Annotated in this window: 17 protein-coding genes; 13 read left to right on the forward strand and 4 right to left on the reverse strand. The window is 73.1% G+C overall.

Annotated features, from left to right (window positions below):
• The first annotated feature begins 89 nt into the window (after positions 1 to 89).
• The 8 genes from FBY22_RS09030 to FBY22_RS09065 all read left to right on the forward strand — a co-directional run bounded on the left by FBY22_RS09030 (position 90) and on the right by FBY22_RS09065 (position 11370).
• Positions 90 to 2591: a SpoIIE family protein phosphatase gene (locus FBY22_RS09030; protein ID WP_142143920.1), complete on the forward strand. Its 2502-nt coding sequence runs from the start codon at positions 90 to 92 to the stop codon at positions 2589 to 2591.
• 174 nt (positions 2592 to 2765) lie between these two features.
• The gene (locus FBY22_RS09035; RefSeq protein WP_142143922.1) at positions 2766 to 3491 is read left to right on the forward strand and encodes a class I SAM-dependent methyltransferase; all 726 of its coding nucleotides are present in this window, start codon (positions 2766 to 2768) and stop codon (positions 3489 to 3491) included.
• A 274-nt stretch (positions 3492 to 3765) separates the two neighbouring features.
• The gene (locus FBY22_RS09040; protein WP_142143925.1) at positions 3766 to 4599 is read left to right on the forward strand and encodes a M55 family metallopeptidase; all 834 of its coding nucleotides are present in this window, start codon (positions 3766 to 3768) and stop codon (positions 4597 to 4599) included.
• Positions 4592 to 5896: a M20/M25/M40 family metallo-hydrolase gene (locus FBY22_RS09045; protein WP_142143926.1), complete on the forward strand. Its 1305-nt coding sequence runs from the start codon at positions 4592 to 4594 to the stop codon at positions 5894 to 5896. Before FBY22_RS09040 ends, FBY22_RS09045 begins: the two co-directional genes overlap by 8 nt.
• A gap of 16 nt (positions 5897 to 5912) precedes the next feature.
• Positions 5913 to 7865 carry a prolyl oligopeptidase family serine peptidase gene (locus FBY22_RS09050; protein ID WP_142143928.1) on the forward strand — a complete coding sequence of 651 codons (1953 nt, stop codon included), beginning with the start codon at positions 5913 to 5915 and terminating at the stop codon, positions 7863 to 7865.
• Positions 7862 to 8797, forward strand: coding sequence for an LD-carboxypeptidase (locus tag FBY22_RS09055; RefSeq protein WP_142143930.1), 936 nt, complete (start codon positions 7862 to 7864; stop codon positions 8795 to 8797). The genes FBY22_RS09050 and FBY22_RS09055 overlap by 4 nt, the downstream gene beginning before the upstream one ends.
• A 29-nt stretch (positions 8798 to 8826) precedes the next feature.
• Positions 8827 to 9372: a GNAT family N-acetyltransferase gene (locus tag FBY22_RS09060; protein ID WP_142143932.1), complete on the forward strand. Its 546-nt coding sequence runs from the start codon at positions 8827 to 8829 to the stop codon at positions 9370 to 9372.
• A 69-nt stretch (positions 9373 to 9441) separates the two neighbouring features.
• Positions 9442 to 11370: a DUF5107 domain-containing protein gene (locus FBY22_RS09065; RefSeq protein ID WP_142143933.1), complete on the forward strand. Its 1929-nt coding sequence runs from the start codon at positions 9442 to 9444 to the stop codon at positions 11368 to 11370.
• 6 nt (positions 11371 to 11376) lie between these two features.
• On the opposite strand, the gene FBY22_RS09070 is transcribed toward FBY22_RS09065, so the two are convergent.
• Both FBY22_RS09070 and FBY22_RS09075 read right to left on the reverse strand, forming a co-directional pair.
• Positions 11377 to 11724, reverse strand: coding sequence for a VOC family protein (locus FBY22_RS09070; protein WP_142143935.1), 348 nt, complete (start codon positions 11722 to 11724; stop codon positions 11377 to 11379).
• 82 nt (positions 11725 to 11806) lie between these two features.
• Entirely contained in the window at positions 11807 to 12355 is a 549-nt protein-coding gene (locus FBY22_RS09075; protein ID WP_142143937.1) for a hemerythrin domain-containing protein, read from the reverse strand.
• 141 nt (positions 12356 to 12496) lie between these two features.
• On the opposite strand from FBY22_RS09075, the gene FBY22_RS09080 reads away from it, so the two are divergent.
• Positions 12497 to 13015: a phage holin family protein gene (locus tag FBY22_RS09080; RefSeq protein ID WP_142143939.1), complete on the forward strand. Its 519-nt coding sequence runs from the start codon at positions 12497 to 12499 to the stop codon at positions 13013 to 13015.
• A complete protein-coding gene (locus FBY22_RS09085) occupies positions 13012 to 14058 on the forward strand; it encodes an SDR family oxidoreductase (protein ID WP_142143941.1) in 1047 nt (348 codons plus the stop codon). Before FBY22_RS09080 ends, FBY22_RS09085 begins: the two co-directional genes overlap by 4 nt.
• Before the next feature lie 193 nt (positions 14059 to 14251).
• On the opposite strand, the gene FBY22_RS09090 is transcribed toward FBY22_RS09085, so the two are convergent.
• Together FBY22_RS09090 and FBY22_RS09095 are read right to left on the reverse strand one after the other, a co-directional pair.
• Positions 14252 to 15343, reverse strand: coding sequence for an enolase C-terminal domain-like protein (locus FBY22_RS09090; RefSeq protein ID WP_142143943.1), 1092 nt, complete (start codon positions 15341 to 15343; stop codon positions 14252 to 14254).
• A gap of 10 nt (positions 15344 to 15353) precedes the next feature.
• Entirely contained in the window at positions 15354 to 16313 is a 960-nt protein-coding gene (locus FBY22_RS09095; protein WP_142143945.1) for an LLM class F420-dependent oxidoreductase, read from the reverse strand.
• A 146-nt stretch (positions 16314 to 16459) separates the two neighbouring features.
• Between FBY22_RS09095 and FBY22_RS09100 the strand changes: the two genes are divergently transcribed.
• From FBY22_RS09100 to ligD, 3 genes are read left to right on the forward strand one after another with little or no spacing between them, the layout of a single operon-like run.
• The gene (locus FBY22_RS09100; RefSeq protein WP_142143947.1) at positions 16460 to 18097 is read left to right on the forward strand and encodes an NAD(P)/FAD-dependent oxidoreductase; all 1638 of its coding nucleotides are present in this window, start codon (positions 16460 to 16462) and stop codon (positions 18095 to 18097) included.
• Positions 18094 to 19941: a transketolase gene (locus tag FBY22_RS09105; RefSeq protein ID WP_142143949.1), complete on the forward strand. Its 1848-nt coding sequence runs from the start codon at positions 18094 to 18096 to the stop codon at positions 19939 to 19941. The genes FBY22_RS09100 and FBY22_RS09105 overlap by 4 nt, the downstream gene beginning before the upstream one ends.
• Entirely contained in the window at positions 19938 to 20870 is a 933-nt protein-coding gene (gene ligD, locus FBY22_RS09110; RefSeq protein ID WP_142143951.1) for a non-homologous end-joining DNA ligase, read from the forward strand. The genes FBY22_RS09105 and ligD overlap by 4 nt, the downstream gene beginning before the upstream one ends.
• The last annotated feature ends 7 nt before the right edge of the window (positions 20871 to 20877 follow it).

The raw sequence follows: 20877 nt of genomic DNA on the forward strand, positions 1-20877 counted from the left end.
GCATTGCCGCACACCGCCACCGGCGGGAGCCGTACGGTGGAGCAGGCGGCACAGATCTTGCCGAGCCATGGGGAGAGAGGGCCTGGGCCATGGAAAGTGGCGCTGACCGTGGCACCGAGAGGGACACACCTCCCAGCCTCGGAACCGGGAACGGCGCGGCGGACGGCCATGGCGCGACCGGCCGGGTCCCGCTGGCCGTGGTCGTCGTGGACCGCGGCGGCCTCGTCTCCCACTGGAGCACCGGCGCACGCCGTCTGTTCGGCGTCCCCAAGGAGGAGGCGATCGGCCGCGCGGCCGTCGACCTGCTGCCGGTCTCCGGCGTGCTGCCCGAGGAGGAGGACATCCCGGAGTACGGGGCGTTCGCGGCCTACGACGGACTCGGCCCCGGCCTCGAGTCGTCGCTGGACGGCAGGTTCTCCTACCCGGCAGCGGGCCGCGCCCGCCTGACCGTCCCCGGGCGGGGCGAGCCGGGCCGCGTCGACGTGCTGTGGTGGGCGTACCCACTGGTGGGCCCCGGCCGGGAGCGGCTGCTCGTGCTCGCCGCCGACACCGCGCGGCTCCACCGGGACGAACCCGACGACGACCCGGCCTTCGAACGGATCGCGCCCGGCTTCGCCCTGCACACCGACTTCCCCGGGGCCGAGGAGCTGGCAGGTCGGCTGCCCGAGATCCTGCCCAGCATGAGCGTCGGCGAGAGCGCCCGGATCGTCGCGCAGGTCCTCGAACTGGGCTACCCCGTACTGGAGTTCAGCCAGAACGACCGGGTGCCCGTCACCCCCGACTGGGGTGTGCCCCGGCGCGCGCAGCGCCGGGCCCGCCGCGAGCGCGCCGCGCGCGCCGTCGCCGAAGGATTACCGATACCGCGGGAACTCGCCGACGACGGCGAGGACCTGGAGTACGCCGCCGTACGCGAGCGCCTGGAGTTCCTCAACGAGGTCAGTGGCCGCATCGGCACCTCCCTCGACCTGGCCACGACGATCCTCGAGGTCAGCCGTGCCGTCGTACCCCGCTTCACCGACGTCGCCGGCACCTATCTGCGCGAACAGGTCGTCGCCGGCGAGGGGTTCCCCGAGGGCATCCCCGACACCACCACCATGTGGCACCGGGTGGCCGTGGAACACACCGACGAGCCGGGCCGCTGGGACGACGTCGTGCCGGTCGGCGAGGCCATGCCCTTCCCGGCGCACACACCGTTCTTCCAGTGCATGACCACCGGCGAGCCCGTCCTGGTGCCGCGCATCAGCGAGGAGATGGGCCACGCCATCGCCTCGCAGTTCGAGAAGCGGGACATCCGGCCGCTGATCAACCACCGGTCGATGCTGGTCGTACCCCTGAAGGCACGCAACGTCGTCCTGGGCTTCATGATCCTGCTGCGTCACCCGGAGCGGCCCGTCTTCAACGACATGGACCGCGTCACCGGCGCCGAACTCGCCGCCCGCGCGGGCCTCGTGCTCGACAACGCGCGCATGTACACCTACCAGGAGAGCGTCGCCGAGACCCTCCAGGACAGCATGCTGCCGCACATCCCGCCGCGCATGCCGGGCTGCGACATCGCCACCCGCTACCTGCCCGGTACCCTGCTGGGACGCGTCGGCGGCGACTGGTTCGACTCCGTGAAACTGCCCGGCGCCCGCACCGCCCTGGTCGTCGGCGACGTCATGGGCCACGGCCTCAACTCGGCCGCGATGATGGGCCAGTTGCGTACCGCCGTGCAGACCATGGCCGCCCTCGACCTGCCGCCCGCCCAGCTCCTGCGCAACCTCGACGACCTCGCCCAGCGCCTCGGCGACAACTACCTCGCGACCTGTCTGTACGCCGTCTACGACCCGATCGCGAGCGAACTGCACCTCGCCAACGCCGGACACATCCCGCCGGTGCTGGTGCGGGCCGAGGACGGCCGCAGCGAGCTGCTCGATCTGCCGACCGGCGCGCCCATCGGCGTCGGCGGGGTGCCGTTCGAGGCGGTACGCGTGCGCGTGGAGCCCGGCGACCGGATCGTGATGTGCACCGACGGGCTGGTCGAGGTGCGCGGCGAGGACATCGGCGTGGGCCTGGCGACCCTCAGCGAGTCCGCGGCCCACCCGGCCGCGTCGATGGACGACGCCTGCGACGCCATCATCCGCGCCCTCGCCGCGACCTTCTCGGCAGCGGGCCGCGGCGGCCGCAAGGACGACGTCGCCCTCCTGATGGCCCGGCTCAACGGCATCGACGCCGACGACGTCGCCGAGTGGCGGCTCTCCCTCGACCCGGTCGAGGTCTCACGCGCGCGTGCCGTGGTCCGCGAACAGCTCTACGACTGGGGGCTGGCCGAACTCGCCGCCCAGACCGAGCTGTTGGTGAGCGAACTCGTCACCAACGCCGTACGGCACTCCCACCGCCGGCCGGTCCTGCTGCGTCTGGTCCGCGGCGACACCCTGCTGTGCGAAGTGGACGACGACGACCACGAACTGCCGACCCTCCTCAGCGCCGGACCGGGCGACGACTCCGGGCGCGGACTGCGCGTGGTGAGCACCCTCGCGCGCGAGTGGGGCACCAGCCGTACGACGACCGGCAAGACCGTGTGGTTCGAGCTGACACTGCCCCGGCGCTGACGGCCCACCGGTCACTCACGCACCACAGGACGGCGTGCGTCGCGCCACGGGCGCACAGGTGTCGAAAGCGGCGTGAAGGAATGCGTCACGCGCTTGTAGCCGTGCCGGGGGCGCGGTAGACCGTACTGGCCCGTCACTCGGGACGGGTTCGCGGCGCACCCTGGGGAGTCGGACATGAGTGTGACGAGCAGGTACCGGGAGGCCTGGGAGGGCTTCTGGCGTGAGGCCCCCGAGGACGAGGGGGCCGTCTTCTGGGACGCGGAACCGGCCCTGACCGCCGGCGTCCATCTCGGCCTGTTCGCGCCCCATCTGGTCGACTCGGGGTTGGCCATGGTGGACCTGGGCTGCGGCAACGGCACCCAGACCCGTTTCCTCGCCGACCGCTTCCGGCACGTGGTGGGCGCCGACCTGTCGCCCGCCGCCGTGGAGCATGCCCGGTACGCCGACCCCGCGGGCCAGGCCACCTACCGGGTGCTGGACGCCGTGGAGAAGAACGAGACCGAGGCGCTGCACGCGGAACTCGGCGACGCCAACGTCTACATGCGCGGCGTCCTGCACCAGACCGAACCCGACGACCGGCAGGCCATGGCGGACGGCATAGCCACGCTCGTGGGCGAGCGGGGGCGTGCCTTCCTCGTCGAGCTGTCCGAGACCGCCAAGCCCGTCCTGCTGGGCCTGGCGCAGAGCCCCTCCGGCCCGCCGCCCAAGCTGGCACCGGTCTTCCGGCACGGCCTCGCACCCGGTGAGGTCGCCGACGACGACGTGCCCGGCTATCTGGAGGCGGCCGGCCTCACGGTACTGGCGGCCGGTGAACTGCCCCTCGTCACGACCGAGTTCACCGTCGACGGCACCCGGATCGAGCTGCCCTCGAAGTGGCTGGTGGCGGGCCGCGCGGGCTGAGGGCGCCGCGTCAGCGCACCAGTGAGATCCGCGGCGGCCACAGCACATCGCCCGCCATCAGCAGGCACGGCCCCAGATGCACCGGGCACACGGCCAGCGCCGGCCGCCGGGACGCCGGTCGTCCGCCGCCGGATCGTGCTTCGTCATGGGCCCTCGCCTTCGGCATCGACGGAACTCCCATCCGACGCCGCCGCGCCCGCCGGCGCAACCCGGGGCTCCTCCGAAGCAGCGAGTCCTGGAACCGGACCCGTCCCGGCGCGTAACGTGGCGCATCATGAAGATCCTGATCAGCGCCGACATGGAAGGTGCCACGGGCGTCACCTGGCCGGCCGACGTGCTGCCGGGGACACCGCAGTGGGAGCGCTGCCGCTCGATGTTCACCTCCGACGTGAACGCGGCCGTGCTGGGGTTCTTCGACGGCGGGGCGGACGAGGTCGTCGTCAACGAGGCCCACTGGACCATGCGCAACCTGCTCCTGGAACGGCTCGACGAGCGGACGCAGATGCTCACCGGACGGCACAAGTCGCTGTCCATGGTGGAGGGCGTGCAGCACGGCGACGTGGACGGGATCGCGTTCGTCGGCTACCACGCCGGCGCCGGCGCGGAAGGCGTCCTCGCCCACACCTACCTCGCCAACTCCATCACCGGGGTGTGGCTGAACGACGTCAGAGCCAGCGAGGGACTGCTGAACGCGCACGTCGTCGCCGAGTACGGGGTGCCCGTCGTCCTCGTCACCGGCGACGACGTGGCCTGCGAGGACGCCCTCGGGTACGCGCCGGAGGCGCTGAAGGTCGCCGTCAAGGACCATGTCTCGCGGTACGCGGCCGTGTGCCGCACGCCGGCCAGGACCGCCGCCGACATCCGCGCCGCGGCCAAGGAGGCGGCCCGGCTGGCGGTCCGTCACGAACCGCTGCGAGCGGGCCCGTTCACCATCGCCCTGGAGTTCGACGCCGAGCATCTCGCCATGGCCGCCACCGTCGTGCCCGGCGTGGACCGGATCGGGGAGCGCAAGGTGGCGTACACCAGCGGGACCATGTACGAGGGCATCCGTACCTTCAAGGCGGTCACCACGATCGTCTCGGCCGCGGTGGAGGAGCAGTATGGCTGACCAGCAGGCACTGGACGAGGTGGTCCGGTTCACCTCCGACCTGATCCGGATCGACACCAGCAACCGGGGCGGCGGCGACTGCCGGGAGCGGCCCGCCGCCGAGTACGCGGCCGAGCAGCTGGCCGGGGCGGGTCTCGAACCCGTCCTGCTGGAGCGGACCGAAGGGCGCACGAACGTCGTCGCCCGCGTCGAGGGCAGCGACCCGTCCGCCGACGCGCTGCTGCTCCACGGTCACCTGGACGTCGTCCCGGCCCGGGCCGGGGACTGGAGCGTGCCCCCCTTCTCCGGCGAGATCCGCGACGGGGTCGTGTGGGGGCGCGGCGCGGTCGACATGAAGAACATGGACGCGATGATCCTCGCCGTGGTGCGGCAGTGGGCGCGCGAGGGAGTCCGGCCCCGGCGGGACGTCGTCGTCACCTTCACCGCCGACGAGGAGGACAGCGCCCGCGACGGCTCCGGCTTCCTCGCCGACGAGCACCCCGGCCTCTTCGAGGGGTGCACCGAGGGCGTCAGCGAGTCGGGCGCGTTCACCTTCCACGACGGCAGCGGCCGGCAGCTCTATCCGATCGCCGCCGGCGAGCGCGGCACCGGCTGGCTGAAGCTCACCGCACGCGGGCGCGCCGGGCACGGCTCCAAGGTGAACGCCGAGAACGCCGTCACCCGCCTCGCCGCCGCGGTCACCCGCATCGGCGAGCACGAGTGGCCACTGCGGCCGACCCCGACCGTACGGGCCGCGCTGGCCGAACTCGCCGCGCTCTACGGCATCGACGGCGGGCTCGACGACGTCGACGCGCTCCTGGACAAGCTCGGACCGGCCGCCGAGCTCGTCGAGGCGACCGTTCGCAACAGCGCCAACCCGACCATGCTGGAGGCCGGTTACAAGGTCAACGTGATCCCGGGCGAGGCCGTCGCGTACGTCGACGGACGGTATCTGCCTGGCGGCGAGGACGAGTTCCGCGCCACCCTCGACCGGCTGACCGGACCGGACGTCGACTGGGAGTACCACCATCGCGAGGTCGCCCTGCACGCCCCCGTGGACTCGCCGACCTACGCCCGGATGCGGGCGGCCGTCGAGGAGTTCGCACCCGAGGGCCACGTGGTGCCGTACTGCATGTCGGGCGGCACGGACGCCAAGCAGTTCTCCCGGCTCGGCATCACCGGCTACGGGTTCACCCCGTTGAAGCTGCCGGAGGGGTACGACTACCAGGCCATGTTCCACGGCGTCGACGAGCGGGTGCCCGTGGAGGCACTGCACTTCGGCGTCCGGGTACTCGACCGGTTCCTGCGCACGGCCTAGGCGAGTCGGAGGAGACGTGCAGACGCTGCCGTACGGTTCCTGGCCCTCACCCATCGACGCGGCGCTCGCCGCCGCGCACGACGGGCACCCCGAGTACGTCGGCTTCGTCGGTGACGAGGCGTGGTGGACCGAGCCCCGGCCCGAGGAGGGCGGCCGGCGCACCCTGGTGCGCAGACGGGCCGACGGCCGCGAGGAGTCGGTGCTGCCCGCGCCGTGGAACGTGCGCAGCCGGGTCATCGAGTACGGCGGACACCCCTGGGCCGGCGCGGTCCTGGACGGCCGCCCGGTCGTGGTGTTCGTGAACTTCGCCGACCAGCGGCTCTATCGGTACGAACCCGGTGGCGAACCGCGGCCGTTGACGCCGTTGTCGCCCGTCGGCGGCGGACTGCGCTGGGCCGAGCCGCGGCTGCTGCCTGACCGGGGCGAAGTGTGGTGCGTCCTGGAGGAGTTCACCGGCGACGGTCCCACCGACGTACGCCGGGTCCTGGCCGCCGTACCACTGGACGGCTCGGCCGCGCAGGACCGCGACGCCGTACGCGAACTCGGCGACGACGCGCACCGGTTCGTCACGGGCCCCCGGATCTCGCCCGACGGACGCCGCGCCGCCTGGCTCGTCTGGGACCATCCGCGGATGCCGTGGGACGGCACCGAGCTGGTCGTCGCCGAGGTCCTGGACGACGGCACGCTCGGCCCGCCGCGGAACGTCGCCGGCGGGCCGCGGGAGTCGATCGCGCAGGCCGACTGGGCGGCCGACGGGTCCCTGCTGTACGTGAGTGACCGCACCGGCTGGTGGAACCTCTACCGCGACGGCACACCCTTGTGCCCCCGCGAGGAGGAGTTCGCCGGGCCGCTGTGGAAACTGGGCCACCGCTGGTTCGCCCCGCTGGAGAACGGGCTCGTCGCCGTGGTGCACGGCCGTGGCGCCACCGCCCTCGGCGTACTCGACCCGGAGACCGGCGAGATCGTCGACGCGGCCGGTCCCTGGACCGAGTTCGCGCCCACGCTGGCGGTGCACGGCGAGCGGGTCGTCTCCGTCGGGGCGAGCCCGCGCAGCGCCTACGAGGTGGTCGAGCTGGACACCCGGACCGGACGGGCCCGGGTGGTCGGCGCCGAGCACGAGGACGCCGTGGACCCCGCCCACTACCCCGAGCCGCAGATCCGCACCTTCACCGGGCCCGCGGGACGCGACATCCACGCCCACATCTACCCGCCCCACAACCCCGGTTGCGTCCCGCCCGGCGACGAGCTGCCGCCGTACGTCGTCTGGGCGCACGGCGGCCCCACCAGCAGATCACCGCTCGTCCTGGACCTGTCCATCGCCTACTTCACCTCCCGCGGCATCGGGGTCGCCGAGGTCGACTACGGCGGTTCGACCGGGTACGGCCGCGAGTACCGGGAGCGGCTGCGCGAGCAGTGGGGTGTCGTCGACGTCGAGGACTGCGCGGCCGTCGCCCTCGCCCTGGCCGACGAGGGCACCGCCGACCGGGACCGGCTCGCCGTCCGCGGCGGCAGCGCGGGCGGCTGGACCACGGCCGCCTCGCTCACCCAGACCGATGTCTACGCCTGCGGCACGATCATCTACCCCGTCCTCGACCTCGCCGCCTGGGCCGAGGGGGAGACCCACGACTTCGAGTCGCGGTATCTGGAGTCGCTGGTCGGACCGCTCGCCGAGGTGCCCGGACGGTACGCGGAACGCTCGCCCACGGAGCACGCCGACCGCGTCACCGTGCCGTTCCTGCTGCTCCAGGGCCTGGACGACGTGATCTGCCCGCCCGCGCAGTGCGAACGGTTCCTGGAGCGGATCCGCGCGCAGCGGGTGCCGCACGCCTACATCGCCTTCGAGGGCGAGGGGCACGGCTTCCGGCGCGCCGACACCATGATCCGCTGCATGGAGGCCGAACTGTCCCTGTACGCGCAGGTGTTCGGGCTCAATCCGCGTGGTGTTGCGACCCTGGAGCTGTCCAAGTGAGAGAAGCGGTACGACAACTCGTCCGGCCGTCCCGGCTCGCCCCCGGCGCCCGTGTCGCCGTCGTCGCGCCCAGCGGACCGGTGCCCGAGGAGCGGCTGCAGACCGGCCTCGACGTGCTGCGGGGCTGGGATCTCGATCCGGTCGTCGGAGCCCATGTGCTCGACCGGCACGGGGAGTTGACCTACCTCGCGGGTGAGGACGCCGACCGCGCAGCCGATCTGCAGGCCGCCTGGTGCGACCCCTCGGTGGACGCGGTGCTGTGCGCGCGGGGCGGTTACGGCGCGCAGCGGATGGTCGACCTCCTCGACTGGGAGGCGATGCGGGCGGCCGGGCCGAAGGTGCTCGTCGGCTTCAGCGACGTCACCGTGCTGCACGAGGCGTTCGCCGCCCGGCTCGGCCTGGTCACGCTGCACGGGCCGATGGCGGCCGGCGTCGACTTCATCAAGAACGCCCGCGCGCAGGAACACCTCAAGGCCACCCTCTTCGCGCCGGAGTCCGTCCGCACGATCACCTCGGGCGGCAGCACCCTGGTTCCCGGGCGGGCGCGGGGCGTCACGCTCGGCGGCTGCCTGTGCCTGCTCGCCGCCGAACTGGGCACCCCGCAGGCCCGGCCCGGCGCCCGCGGCGGACTGCTGTGCCTGGAGGACGTCGGCGAGGAGACGTACCGCCTGGACCGCTATCTCACCCAGCTCGGGCGCGCGGGCTGGCTGGACGGGGTGCGGGGGGTGCTGCTCGGGTCGTGGGAGCAGTGCGAGCCGTACGAGAGGGTGCGTCCGCTGCTCGTCGAACGGCTCGGCGGGCTCGGCGTCCCGGTCGTCGAGGGGTTCGGATTCGGGCACTGCGCGGGCGCCCTGACCATCCCCTTCGGGGCGGCCGCGGCGCTCGACGCCGACGCGGCCACGCTGACCCTGGACGAGCCCGCGCTGCGCTGACCGGAGCCGGCCCGACGTAGGCTGGCCGGATGCCGCACAGCGCTTCCCGCTATCTCGCCGAGGGGCCCCGGGTGGGGATACGCCACTTCACCTACGGGGACGGCACCGAGTTCACCGCGCGGGCCCGGGAGAGCAAGGACCTGCACCATCCGTGGCTGTTCCCGCCGGACACCGCGAACGCGTACACCGCCTACGCAGGGCGGCTGATCGAGGACCCGACCAAGGCCGGGTTCCTGGTGTGCGAGAAGGACGACGGCGCCATCGCCGGGTTCATCAACATCAACAACATCGTCGAGGGCGGCTTCCAGTGCGGCGCGCTCGGCTACGGCGCCTTCGCGCACGCCGCCGGCCGCGGGCTGATGCGGGAGGGACTGCGGCTGGTGGTGGGTCACGCGTTCGGGCCGATGCGACTGCACCGCCTGGAGATCAACGTGCAGCCGGACAACACCTCCTCGATCGCCCTGGCCCGCTCCTGCGGCTTCCGCCTGGAGGGCTTCTCCCCGGACATGCTCTTCATCGACGGGGCGTGGCGCGACCACGAGCGGTGGGCGATCACCGTCGAGATGACGGGATGACCCACGGGGCGGCCTTTGCGCAATCCTGACCGGTAGCTCCCCTGGCCGGATCACCGGTCAGCGGCTTCCATGGTGATCGTGACGACGATCCGACGTGAGGTACTGACCATGCCGGCGGCGGAGCTGGGCCCGGACAATCCGCTGCCCCCACTGCGGCTCCCGCACGAGGTACACCGCATCGAGGACCGCGAACGCGACGAACTGCCGCGTGACATGGCGCGTCAGGCCGGCTACGAGCCACTGCGCAGCCTGCTGCCGGTGCGGGTGCGCGACCAGTACGGGCGCTCCCGCGAGCCATGTGACATCGACGCCCTCGTGATCGAGAACGACCGGCTGCGCGCCACCGTCCTGCCGGGCCTCGGCGGCCGTGTCGCCTCCCTTGTGCACAAGCCGACCGGTCGCGAACTGCTGTACCGCAACCCCGTGTTCCAGCCGGCCGCCTTCGCCCTCAACGGCGCCTGGTTCTCCGGCGGCATCGAATGGAACATCGGCGCCACCGGCCACACGACCCTGTCCTGCGCACCCCTGCACGCGGCCCGCGTCGCCGCCCCCGACGGCGGCGAGATGCTCCGGCTGTGGGAGTGGGAGCGCCTGCGCGACCTCCCCTTCCAGGTCGACCTCTGGCTGCCGGACCGCTCCGACTTCCTCTACGTCGGCGTCCGCGTCCGCAACCCCCACCAGAGGCCGGTGCCGACGTACTGGTGGTCCAACATCGCCGTCCCCGAGACGCGCCGGGTCCTCGTGCCCGCGGACGAGGCCTGGCACTTCGGCTACGAACACCGGTTGCGGAAGGTGCCCGCTCCCACCCACGCGGAGATCGAGCAACACCCGTACGCCGCCGACTACTTCTACGACCTGCCCGAGGAGCGCCGCCGCTGGGTCGCCGCGCTCGACGAGGACGGGCACGGGCTGGTGCAGACCTCCACCGATGCGCTGCGCGGGCGCAAGCTCTTCATCTGGGGCAAGGCGCCCGGCGGCCGCCGCTGGCAGCAGTGGCTCACCGAACCCGGCACCGACGGCTACCTGGAGATCCAGGCGGGCCTCGCCCGCACCCAGTTGGAGCACGTACGACTGGACGCGGAGAGCGAGGTGTCGTGGCTGGAGGCGTACGGTCCGCTGAACTCGCCGCCGACCGCCGGCGAGGTGGAGGCCCGCCTCGAAGCGGCCCTGCCGCGCGCCGGAGTCGACGCCGCGTACGCCGCCTGGAAGCCGTGCGCCGACACCGAACCGGACGGGATCCTCGCCACGGGCTCCGGCTGGGGCGCCCTCGAAGTGCTGCGCGCCGATTACAAGTTGCCCGGCACGCCCTTCGAGGAGTCCGCACTCGGCGACGCCCAGGCGCCCTGGCTGCACCTCCTGCGCGCCGGGTACCTCCCCGAGCCGCGCCGGGTACGGCCGCCCGGTCAGACGCTCGTCGCCCCGCACTGGCGGGACATGCTGGAGACCGCGCCGGCCACCCCCCTCACCGAATACCACCTGGGCGTCGCCCAGTGGCATGCCGGCGACCGGGCGCAGGCCGTGCGCAGTTGGGAGCGGGCACTGCAACTCTCCCCGTCACTGTGGCCGTTGCTGCGCTGCCTGGCCGTCGCCGACCAGGTGAGCGGCAATCCCGAGCGGGCCGCCGACCGGTACACGGAGGCCTTCGACGACCTGTGCGCCGAGCGGCGCGACAACGGCGAGTCGTGGACGGCGGCCACGGCCGCGCTGGGCCGCGAGGCGATCGAGGCACTGCTCGCCGTGGGACGCACCGCGCAGGCGCGCGCCGTGTGGGACCGGCTCCAGCCGGCCGTCCGGCGGCGCGGCAGGTTCCGGCTGATCGAGGCCGGGCTACTGCTCGGGGAGGGCGGGCCCGAGGAGGCGCGGGACATCTTCCGCGCCGGCTTCGAGGTCGCCGACCTGCGGGAGGGGGCGGAGACGATCGGCCGGCTGTGGGCGAGGCTGAGCGACGAACCGCTCCCGGCGCACTACGACTTCCGCATGCGGCCGCCGGAGGCGTGAGGGGCGTTACGCGTTGCGGTCCGCGTACTCGTACACCGTGCCGTCCGGGTGCATCGCGATCAGGTTGCGGCCCCCCGGTGTCGGCAGCGGCCCGGCGACGATGCGGGCGCCCAGCTCGGTGAGCACCCGGTGGGCCTCGTCGAGGTCCTTCACCGCGATCGTCGCCGCGACCTTGCGCAGCACCTCCAGCTCGGCCTCGGGCCCGCTCATCAGCAGAAAGCAGCCGACCGCGGCCACCTGCACGCCACCTCGTTCGAAGCGGAGGGCGGGGCCGCCCGCGAGGCGTTCGTAGAAGGGGACCGCGGTCTCCAGGTCGTCGACGCAGATACGCAGCGTGGCTCCCAGAATGTCCATGCCGACGAGCCTAGTTGGGACGGCCGGGTGAGGTGATCCGTTCCGGTGATCACCCCGCTCCCGGCCGCCACTCGGGCGTGGGTCAGCCCATCGCCTTGCGTACGACGTCACGGGTGCGGTCGATGACGGCCGCCATCGGCCCCACGGCCACGTTCTTCAGGGCGGTGTCGGTGCCCGGGTGCGGCCGGGTCGGTGCCAGCGCCTCGGCCGCCCGCACCGCGCGGGCCAGGGCCTCCAGCCTGCCGCGGTCGGCGACCCGCGCGAAGTGCGCGAACTCGTACCGCTCCTCGTTGTCGGCGTGCGCGAGGACGTCCTGGCGCAGGGCCGCGAACTCGCTCAGGAACTCGGGCGAGTCCGGATCCATGTCATCCAGCCGGGAAAGGGCCTGCTTGGCCCTCTCCTCCTCCTCGATCCGGTCCTTGACGACCAGTTCACCGCCGTCGATGTTCCTGCGCGCGAAGGGGTGGACGACCTCTTCCTCGGCGGTCTCGTGCACCGCGAGGAGCCGGACGAGATCGTGGAAGTGCCGCTTCCGGTCCTCGCCCTTGGTGTTCGCCACCTCGTCGAACAGCTCTCGGATCCGGGTGTGCTGCTCCTTGAGCAGCTCCACCACGTCGGTGCGCTCCGTCATCGCTGTGACTCCTGTGATGGGTTGTTTGTGAGGGTTTCGCCGTGCGAGCCGGGCGGGTACCCGGCGCCCTGGGGCTGACGCGCTGCTTTCCGGCCGTGACGGACCGCGTTATGCGTACGGGCGTACGGGTACCCGGCGGTCATGGAAGGCTTGGATCATCTGGAGCATCTGGACAAGCACCTGGTCGACGAGCTGGCGCAGGTGGCGCGCGAGACCGTGCGCGACGAGCTGCGTGAACAGACTCGCAAGCAGCGCCGCAGGGCCATGCTGTACGGCGCGTCCGGCGCCGTGGCCCTCTACGCGGGAGCGGCCGTCGCCCTCGCCGTCGGTCTGGCGCTCGCGACCGCTCTGCCCGACTGGGCCGCCGCGCTGATCACCGCGGTGATCCTGGGCGTCGTCGCCTACGCCCTGCGCAGCGCGGCCCGTCCCTCCGCGTCCCGGCCCACCCCGGAGCACGCGGCGGAGATGGCGGGCGCCACCGAGCGCGACCGCACCCACGGCGCCACTCCGCCGTACCCGCCCGTGCCGCCCGTGGCGCCCGGCGGCGCGGCCGGCGCGAGCGGCGCGCCCGTGGCCGGAATGCCGGCGACCGGCGTGCCCGGGACACCGGCGCCCACGCAGGAGAACATCGATCCCGAGCTGCCGCACCACCGGGGATGACGCGAGTGCGCAAGCGCTGGGGAGTGCAGGTACCCGGGAGCCCCCGGACGGTCGTGGTGACCGGCGCCAGCGGCGGCGTGGGCCGGGCCACGGCCGTGGCCTTCGCCGCCCGGGGCGACCGGGTCGCCCTGCTGGCCCGGGGACGCGAGGGGCTCGCCGCGGCCGCCGACGAGGTGCAGCGCGCCGGCGGCGAGGCGCTGGTCGTCCCCGTGGACATGGCCGACGCCAAGGCCGTCGACGACGCGGCCCAGCAGGTCGTCGACACCTTCGGGCACATCGACGTCTGGGTCAACAACGCCTTCGCCGGGGTCTTCGCGCCGTTCACCGAGATCACCCCGGACGAGTTCAAGAGGGTCACCGAAGTGACCTACCTGGGTTACGTGTTCGGCACCAGGGCCGCCCTGCGCCACATGCTGCCGCGTGACCGCGGCACGATCGTGCAGGTCGGCTCCGCGCTGGCGTACCGCGGCATCCCGCTGCAGTCGGCGTACTGCGGCGCCAAGCACGCCATCCAGGGGTTCAACGAGTCGCTGCGCTGCGAGCTGCTGCACTCCCGCAGCGGTGTGCGCACGACGATGGTGCAGCTGCCCGCCGTCAACACCCCGCAGTTCGACTGGGTGCTCAGCCGGATGCCGGGTCAGGCCCGGCCGGTGGCCCCCGTCTACCAGCCCGAGGTCGCCGGACGGGCGATCGTGCACGCCGCCTCGCACGGCCGGCGCCGCGAGTACTGGGTGGGCGGCTCCACCGTGGCCACCCTGATCGCCAACGCGGTGGCCCCCGGGGCGCTGGACCGGTACCTGGCACGGACCGGGTTCGAGTCCCAGCAGGACAAGGGCGAGCACGGCGAGTCCGCCAACCTGTGGACACCCGTGGACGGCCCGCACGGTCGGGACTTCGGGTCCCACGGGCGGTTCGACGAGGAGTCCCACGGGAGCAGCCCGCAGGACTGGATCTCCCGCAACCGCACCCGGGCCGGCGCGGCCCTGACCGCCGGCGCCGCAGTCCTGGCCGCCCGCAGACTGACCCGCCTGGTCCGCCACTAGGGCGGAGCTAGGGTCTGTCGTTTGGATCAGGTCGGCTGCAGGGGGCGGTGCGTTGCGGCCGAGTCGAGCGGGGCCTGGTGCGTGCAGCCGCAAGGCGGAGGAGGGAGTCGACGCGGAACGTCGGCGAGTGACGACAACGCGGCAGATGGGCGTGCCAGGCCCCGCGACGCCGAGCTGATCCGAACGACAGGCCCTAGCCGACCCGGTACTGCGTCACCTCGTCGGTCAGGAGCGTCAGGCCGTGGCCCACGCCGGCCAGGGGGCGTACCGAACCGCCCGTCGGGTCCAGGGCTCCGTCGAAGAACATGTCCTCGATGCGGACGTGGTCGTGGAACCACTCCATATGGCGGATGTTGGGCAGCGAGGCGGCGGCCGCCGCGTGGGCGTGGGGCGCGCAGTGCGTGGAGACCTCCAGGCCGTGGGCCTGGGCCAGGGCGGCGGCGCGGAGGAACTCCGTGATGCCGCCGCAGCGCGTCGCGTCGATCTGCAGGCAGTCGACCGCGCCCGCCGCGATCATGCGGGCGAAGTAGGGCAGGTCGTAGCCGTACTCGCCGGCCGTGACGTCGCAGACCAGGACGTCGCGCACCAGACGCAGGCCGGTGAGGTCGTCGGAGGAGACCGGTTCCTCGAACCAGCCGACGCCGTGCTCGGCGAGGGCACGGCCCACCCGGACGGCCTGCTTGCGGGTGTAGGCGCCGTTGGCGTCGACGTACAGCTCCGCCTCGTCGCCGATGACATGGCGCGCGGCACGGATCCGGGCCAGGTCGCGGGGGACCGCCCGGCCCCAGCCCTCACCGATCTTGATCTTGACGCGCGGGATGTGCTGTCCGTGCACCCAGCCGTTGAGCTGGGCGGCCAGATGCGTGTCGTGGTACGTCGTGAAACCGCCGCTGCCGTACACCGGGACCTCCTCCCGGCAGACGCCCAGCAGCCGCGCCAGCGGCAGTTCGAGCAGGCGGGCCTTGAGGTCCCACAGGGCGATGTCGAGCGCCGAGATCGCCCCCGCGGCCACGCCCGGGCGGCCCGCGTTGCGCACGGAGCGGCACATCGCGTCGTGCGTGGCCGGGATGTCGAGGGCGTCCCGGCCCTCGACCAGTGGGGCCAGCTGTCCGCGCAGGAAGTCGGCGACGGCGGGCGGACCGTACGTCCAGCCCGTGCCGGTCGCGTCACCCGCCGACACCTCCGTGATCACCATCGTCGTCGAGTCCCAGGACAGGGTGCCGTCGGCCTCCGGGGCGTCCGTGGGCACGGTGTAGACGGAGACGACGGGCCGCTGGAGCTTCATCGCCGCCCCCTCAGGCCTGCTGGAGCTGCGGCAGCACCTTCGTCCGGTAGAAGTCGAAGAAGCCGCGCAGGTCGGGGCCGATCTGGTTGACGTAGACCCGGTCGAAACCGGCGTCCGCGAACTGTTTCAGCTCCGCCACGTGCTCGTCGACGTCGTCGCCGCACACCCGGTTCTCGCGCACCATGTCCTCGGTGACCATCTGCTGCGCCTGCTCGAAGTGCTTCGGGGAGGGCAGCACCTGGCTCAGTTCGCCGGGCAGCTGCTCGTTCGCCCACAGCCGGTGCACGGTCCGTACGGCCTCGTCCCGGTCGGTGTCGTAACAGACCTTGGTGCCGCCGCTGACCGGCTTCCCGCCGCCCCCGCCCTTGCGGTACTGCTCCACCATGGCCGCGTCCGGCATCATCGTGATGTAGCCGTCGCCGACCCGCGCCGCCAGCTTGGTGGCGGCCGGCCCGAAGCCGGAGATGTCGATCGGCACGGGCTCCTCCGGCACCGTGTACAGCCGGGCGTTCTCCACCGTGTAGTGCGGGCCGCGGTGGTTGACCTCCTCGCCGCTGAACAGCCGGCGCATGATCTGGATGGCCTCCTCCAGCATCTCCAGGCGGACGTGCGCGGGCGGCCAGTGGTCGCCGAGGATGTGCTCGTTGAGCGCCTCGCCCGAGCCGAGGCCCAGCCGGAAGGCACCGTTCGTCATCACCGCGCTGGTCGCCGCGGCCTGCGCCACCACCGCCGGGTGCATCCGCACGGTCGGGCAGGTCACCGCCGTCTCCACCGGCAAGGACACGGCCTCGGACAACGCGCCGATCACCGACCACACGAACGGGCTCTGGCCCTGTTCGTCGTTCCACGGGTGGTAGTGGTCGGAGATCCACAGCGACTGGAACCCGGCCTGCTCGGCCATCCGCGCCTGCTCGATCAGCTCCGCGGGACCGTACTGCTCGCACGAGAGGAAATAGCCGTACTCGGGCATGGGGGAGTGCCTCCGCGACGTCGGCGGTTGTGGTCCGGGTCCGGGTACCCGGGGGCCGGAGCGGCAACCGGCGCACGTTTGGCGGCCCTGACCAGGGGGACGCGGAAGTTTCCGCACGACGTACGCGAGAGCGCCGGAGGCGAACCGTGGCTCGACCCCGCATCCTGATCGTCGGAGCCGGCTTCGCCGGGTACCAGACGGCCCGCACCCTGTCCCGGCTGATGCGGCACAGGGCCGAGGTCACCCTGCTGAATCCGACCGACTACTTCCTGTACCTGCCCCTGCTGCCCCAGGTCGCCGCCGGCATCCTGGAGCCGCGCAGGGTCACCGTCTCCCTCTCGGGCACCCTGCCGCGCGTCCGGCTGGTCCTCGGCGAGGCCGACGCGATCGACCTCGACGGGCGCACCGTGCACTACACCGGGCCGGAGGGCGACGGCGGGACTCTCGCCTACGACCGGCTGGTGCTCGCGGCCGGCAGCGTCAACAAGCTGCTGCCCATCCCCGGCGTCGCCGAGCACGCGCACGGCTTCCGCGGGCTGCCCGAGGCGCTGTACCTGCGCGACCACGTGACCCGGCAGGTGGAGCTGGCCGCCGCCGCGGACGATCCGGAGACCTGCGCCGCGCGCTGCACCTTCGTGGTGGTCGGCGCGGGGTACACCGGTACCGAGGTCGCCGCGCAGGGGCAGCTGTTCACCGACGCGCAGGTCCGCAAGCATCCGCTGCGGCGGGGCATGCGGCCGCGCTGGCTGCTGCTCGACATCGCCGAACGGGTCCTGCCCGAACTCGACGAACACCTCTCGCGCACCGCCGACGCCGTGCTGCGCCAGCGGGGCGTCGACGTGCGCATGGGCACCTCCGTGAAGGAGGCCACGCGCGAGGGGGTCCTGCTCACCGACGGGGAGTTCGTGCCCACCCGCTCGCTGGTGTGGTGCGTGGGCGTACGGCCCGATCCGCTCGCCGAGTCCATGGGGCTGCCCATGGAACGCGGCCGGCTGCTGGTCGATCCGCACCTGCAGGTGCCGGGCCGGCCCGAGCTGTTCGCCGCCGGGGACGCGGCCGCCGTACCCGACCTGGAGAAGCCCGGCCAGTACACCCCGATGACGGCACAGCACGCGTGGCGGCAGGGCAAGGTCGCGGGCCGCAACGTCGCCGCGTCGCTGGGCCAGGGTGAGCGGCGGGCCTACAGTCACCGGGACCTGGGGTTCGTCGTGGATCTGGGCGGGGTCAAGGCCGCCGCCAATCCGCTCGGCGTCCCGCTGTCCGGCCCGCTCGCGGGCGCGGTCACCCGGGGCTACCACCTCGCCGCGATGCCCGGCAACCGTGTCCGGGTCGCCGCCGACTGGCTCCTGGACGCCGTACTGCCGCGCCAGGCCGTCCAGTTGGGCCTCGTACGCTCCTGGTCGGTGCCCCTCGACACGGCCTCTCCGGAACTCGCCCGCGTGGCGGGCCACCCGGAGGACTCGTCCCGGAGCGGGGCCCGCTCGGGCCCGGGTGCGGCCACGGCCGAGGACGCCGCCGAGGACACCAGGGACACGACCGAACAGGCCGCCGCAGCCGTGGAGAACCAGCCGGGCGAGCCTGCCAAAAACCAGCCGGGCGGCGAGCCCGCCAGGAATCAGCCGGGCGGAGAGCCCGCCAGAAGCCGGCCCGGCGGTGAGCCCGCGAAGAATCAGCCCGGCCCGCCGGCCGGTGGCGAAACGGGTGGGAAGGCGCGTGATGGTGAGGGCGCGCAGACTCCCGGACCCGTCCGCCGTCCCGACACCCCCGCCGAAGGAGACGCATGAACACCACCGAACTCACCGAGCTTGCACAGCAGTTGAGGGTCGACAGCGTGCGGGCCGCGGCTGCCGCCGGGTCCGGGCACCCGACGTCCTCGATGTCCGCCGCGGATCTGGTGGCCGTACTGATCGCCCGCCACTTCCGCTACGACTTCGACCGCCCCGCCCACCCCGGCAACGACCGCTTCGTGCTGTCCAAGGGACACGCCTCGCCGCTGCTGTACTCCGCCTACAAGGCGGTCGGCGCCGTCGACGACGAGGAACTGCTGAGCTTCCGCAAGCTCGGCAGCCGGCTCGAGGGGCATCCGACCCCGCGCAGGCTGCCGTGGGTCGAGACGGCCACCGGCTCGCTCGGCCAGGGCCTCCCCGTCGGCGTCGGCATCGCGCTGTCGGGCAAGCGGCTGGAGCGCAGCGGCTACCGCGTGTGGGTGCTGTGCGGGGACAGCGAGCTGGCCGAGGGGTCCGTCTGGGAGGCCGCCGAACACGCGGCGTACGAGCATCTCGACAACCTCACCGCGATCGTCGACGTGAACCGGCTGGGCCAGCGCGGACCCACCCGGCACGGGCACGACCTCGACGCCTACGCCCGCCGCTTCCAGGCGTTCGGCTGGCACACCATCGAGGTCGACGGGCACGACGTGGACGCGATCGACCGCGCCTACGGCGAGGCGGCCTCGACCGTCGGCCAGCCCACCGCGATCCTCGCCCGCACCCTCAAGGGCAAGGGCGTCGAGGCCGTCCAGGACCGCGAGGGCCTGCACGGCAAGCCGCTGCCCGACGCCGACGAGGCCATCGCCGAACTCGGCGGCCCCCGCGACATCCGAGTCCAGGTGCACGAACCGCCCGCCGCCCGCATGCTGCACGCCGTACGCGCCGGCCACTACGAACCGCCCCGCTGGGGCAAGGGCGAGGAGGTCGCCACCCGCAACGCCTTCGGTGAGGCGCTGGCCGCGCTCGGCAGCGGCCGCGGTGACGTCGTGGCCCTCGACGGCGAGGTCGGCGACTCCACGCGCACGGAGGCCTTCGCCAAGGAACACGCCGAGCGCTACTTCGAGTGCTACATCGCCGAGCAGGAGATGGTCGCCGCCGCCGTAGGCCTCGCCGCCCGCGGCTGGGTGCCGTACGCCTGTACGTTCGCCGCGTTCCTGACCCGCGCGTACGACTTCGTGCGCATGGCGTCCATCAGCGGGGCCGGCATCAACCTCGTCGGCTCGCACGCGGGCGTCGCCATCGGCCAGGACGGGCCCTCCCAGATGGGTCTCGAGGACCTGGCGATGATGCGGGCCGTGCACGGCTCGACCGTGCTGTACCCCTGCGACGCCAACCAGACCGCCCAGCTCGTCGCCGCGATGGCGGGCTGCGAGGGCGTCCGGTACCTGCGTACCTCCCGCGGCGAGAGCCCGGTGATCTACGGCCCCGACGAGGAGTTCCCGATCGGCGGCAGCAAGGTGCTGCGCTCCTCCGCCGACGACCGGCTGACCCTGGTCGCGGCCGGCGTCACCGTGCACGAGGCGCTGGCCGCCGCGGACGCGCTGGAGCGGGACGGAATCCGGGCCCGGGTCGTCGACCTGTACTCGGTCAAGCCCGTCGACCGGCTCACGCTGCGCCGGGCCGCGGAGGAGACCGGCTGCCTGGTCACCGTGGAGGACCACCACGAGGAGGGAGGCCTCGGTGACGCCGTCCTGGACGCGTTCCTCGACGGCCGGCCCGTGCCCCGGCTGGTGCGGCTCGCCGTGCGCGGCATGCCCGGCTCCGCCTCGCCGGACGAGCAGCTGCACGCGGCCGGCATCGACGCCGAGTCGATCGCGGCTGCCGGGAAGCTGCTGGTGGAGGAGGCGGTCGTGTCGTGAGCCGGGACGACGGCGGACGGACCGTGCGGGCCGGGCGACGGACGGTGCAGATCCACCGGGCGGACAAGGTGCTCTTCCCGGGAGGCGGCGACGCGAAGGAGTACACCAAGGGCGATCTCGTCGACTACTACCGGTCGGCCGCCCCGTTCATGCTGGCCCACCTGCGTGGCCGTCCGCTGATGCTGGAACGGCACCCGGACGGCATCGACGGCCCGCGCTTCATGCAGAAGAACACCCCCGAGAACTACCCGGACTGGATCACCCGCGTCGAGCTGGCCAAGGAGGGCGGCACCGTCTGCCACACCGTGTGCGACGACGTGGCCACCCTCGTCTACCTGGCCGACCAGGCGGCCGTCACCCTGCACCGCTGGCTGTCCCGGGTGGACCGGGTGGACCGGCCCGACCGGATGGTGTTCGACCTGGATCCGGCGGGTGACGACTTCGCGGCGGTGCGCGAGGCGGCCCGGTGGCTGGGCGAGCTCCTCGACGAGCTGAAGCTGCCCTCCGCCCTGATGACCACCGGCTCGCGCGGCCTGCACGTCGTGGTGCCCCTGGACGGCCGGCACGACTTCGACGAGGTACGGGAGTTCGCCCGGGACGTCGCCGAAGCCCTCGCCGGGGCCCATCCCGACCGGCTCACCACCGCCGCCCGCAAGAAGGACCGCGGGGACCGGCTCTACCTCGACGTGGGCCGCAACGCCTACGCGCAGACCGCGGTCGCACCCCTCACCGTCCGCGCCCTGCCCGGGGCGCCGGTGGCCACCCCCGTGGACTGGGCCCAGCTGGACGACCCGGCCGTGCACGCGCGCCGCTGGACGATCGCCGACGCGGTCGAGCAGGTCCGGGGCGACCCGTGGGCCGGCCTCATGAGCAGGAAACGCGCTCTCGGACCCGCCCGTCGCAGGCTGGACGCCTTGCGCGGCTCGTGAAGGTTTG

Source organism: Streptomyces sp. SLBN-31, from assembly GCF_006715395.1.
GTDB lineage: Bacteria > Actinomycetota > Actinomycetes > Streptomycetales > Streptomycetaceae > Streptomyces.

Coding starts and splice junctions, on each gene's coding strand:
- FBY22_RS09070 (WP_142143935.1), bottom strand. CDS start 11,724: ATGGACATTCTGGGAGCCACGCTGCGTATCTGCGTCGACGACCTGGAG.
- FBY22_RS09045 (WP_142143926.1), top strand. CDS start 4,592: ATGGCTGACCAGCAGGCACTGGACGAGGTGGTCCGGTTCACCTCCGAC.
- FBY22_RS09085 (WP_142143941.1), top strand. CDS start 13,012: ATGACGCGAGTGCGCAAGCGCTGGGGAGTGCAGGTACCCGGGAGCCCC.
- FBY22_RS09035 (WP_142143922.1), top strand. CDS start 2,766: ATGAGTGTGACGAGCAGGTACCGGGAGGCCTGGGAGGGCTTCTGGCGT.
- FBY22_RS09075 (WP_142143937.1), bottom strand. CDS start 12,355: ATGACGGAGCGCACCGACGTGGTGGAGCTGCTCAAGGAGCAGCACACC.
- FBY22_RS09040 (WP_142143925.1), top strand. CDS start 3,766: ATGAAGATCCTGATCAGCGCCGACATGGAAGGTGCCACGGGCGTCACC.
- FBY22_RS09060 (WP_142143932.1), top strand. CDS start 8,827: ATGCCGCACAGCGCTTCCCGCTATCTCGCCGAGGGGCCCCGGGTGGGG.
- FBY22_RS09080 (WP_142143939.1), top strand. CDS start 12,497: ATGGAAGGCTTGGATCATCTGGAGCATCTGGACAAGCACCTGGTCGAC.
- FBY22_RS09030 (WP_142143920.1), top strand. CDS start 90: ATGGAAAGTGGCGCTGACCGTGGCACCGAGAGGGACACACCTCCCAGC.
- FBY22_RS09095 (WP_142143945.1), bottom strand. CDS start 16,313: ATGCCCGAGTACGGCTATTTCCTCTCGTGCGAGCAGTACGGTCCCGCG.
- FBY22_RS09105 (WP_142143949.1), top strand. CDS start 18,094: ATGAACACCACCGAACTCACCGAGCTTGCACAGCAGTTGAGGGTCGAC.
- FBY22_RS09090 (WP_142143943.1), bottom strand. CDS start 15,343: ATGAAGCTCCAGCGGCCCGTCGTCTCCGTCTACACCGTGCCCACGGAC.
- FBY22_RS09065 (WP_142143933.1), top strand. CDS start 9,442: ATGGTGATCGTGACGACGATCCGACGTGAGGTACTGACCATGCCGGCG.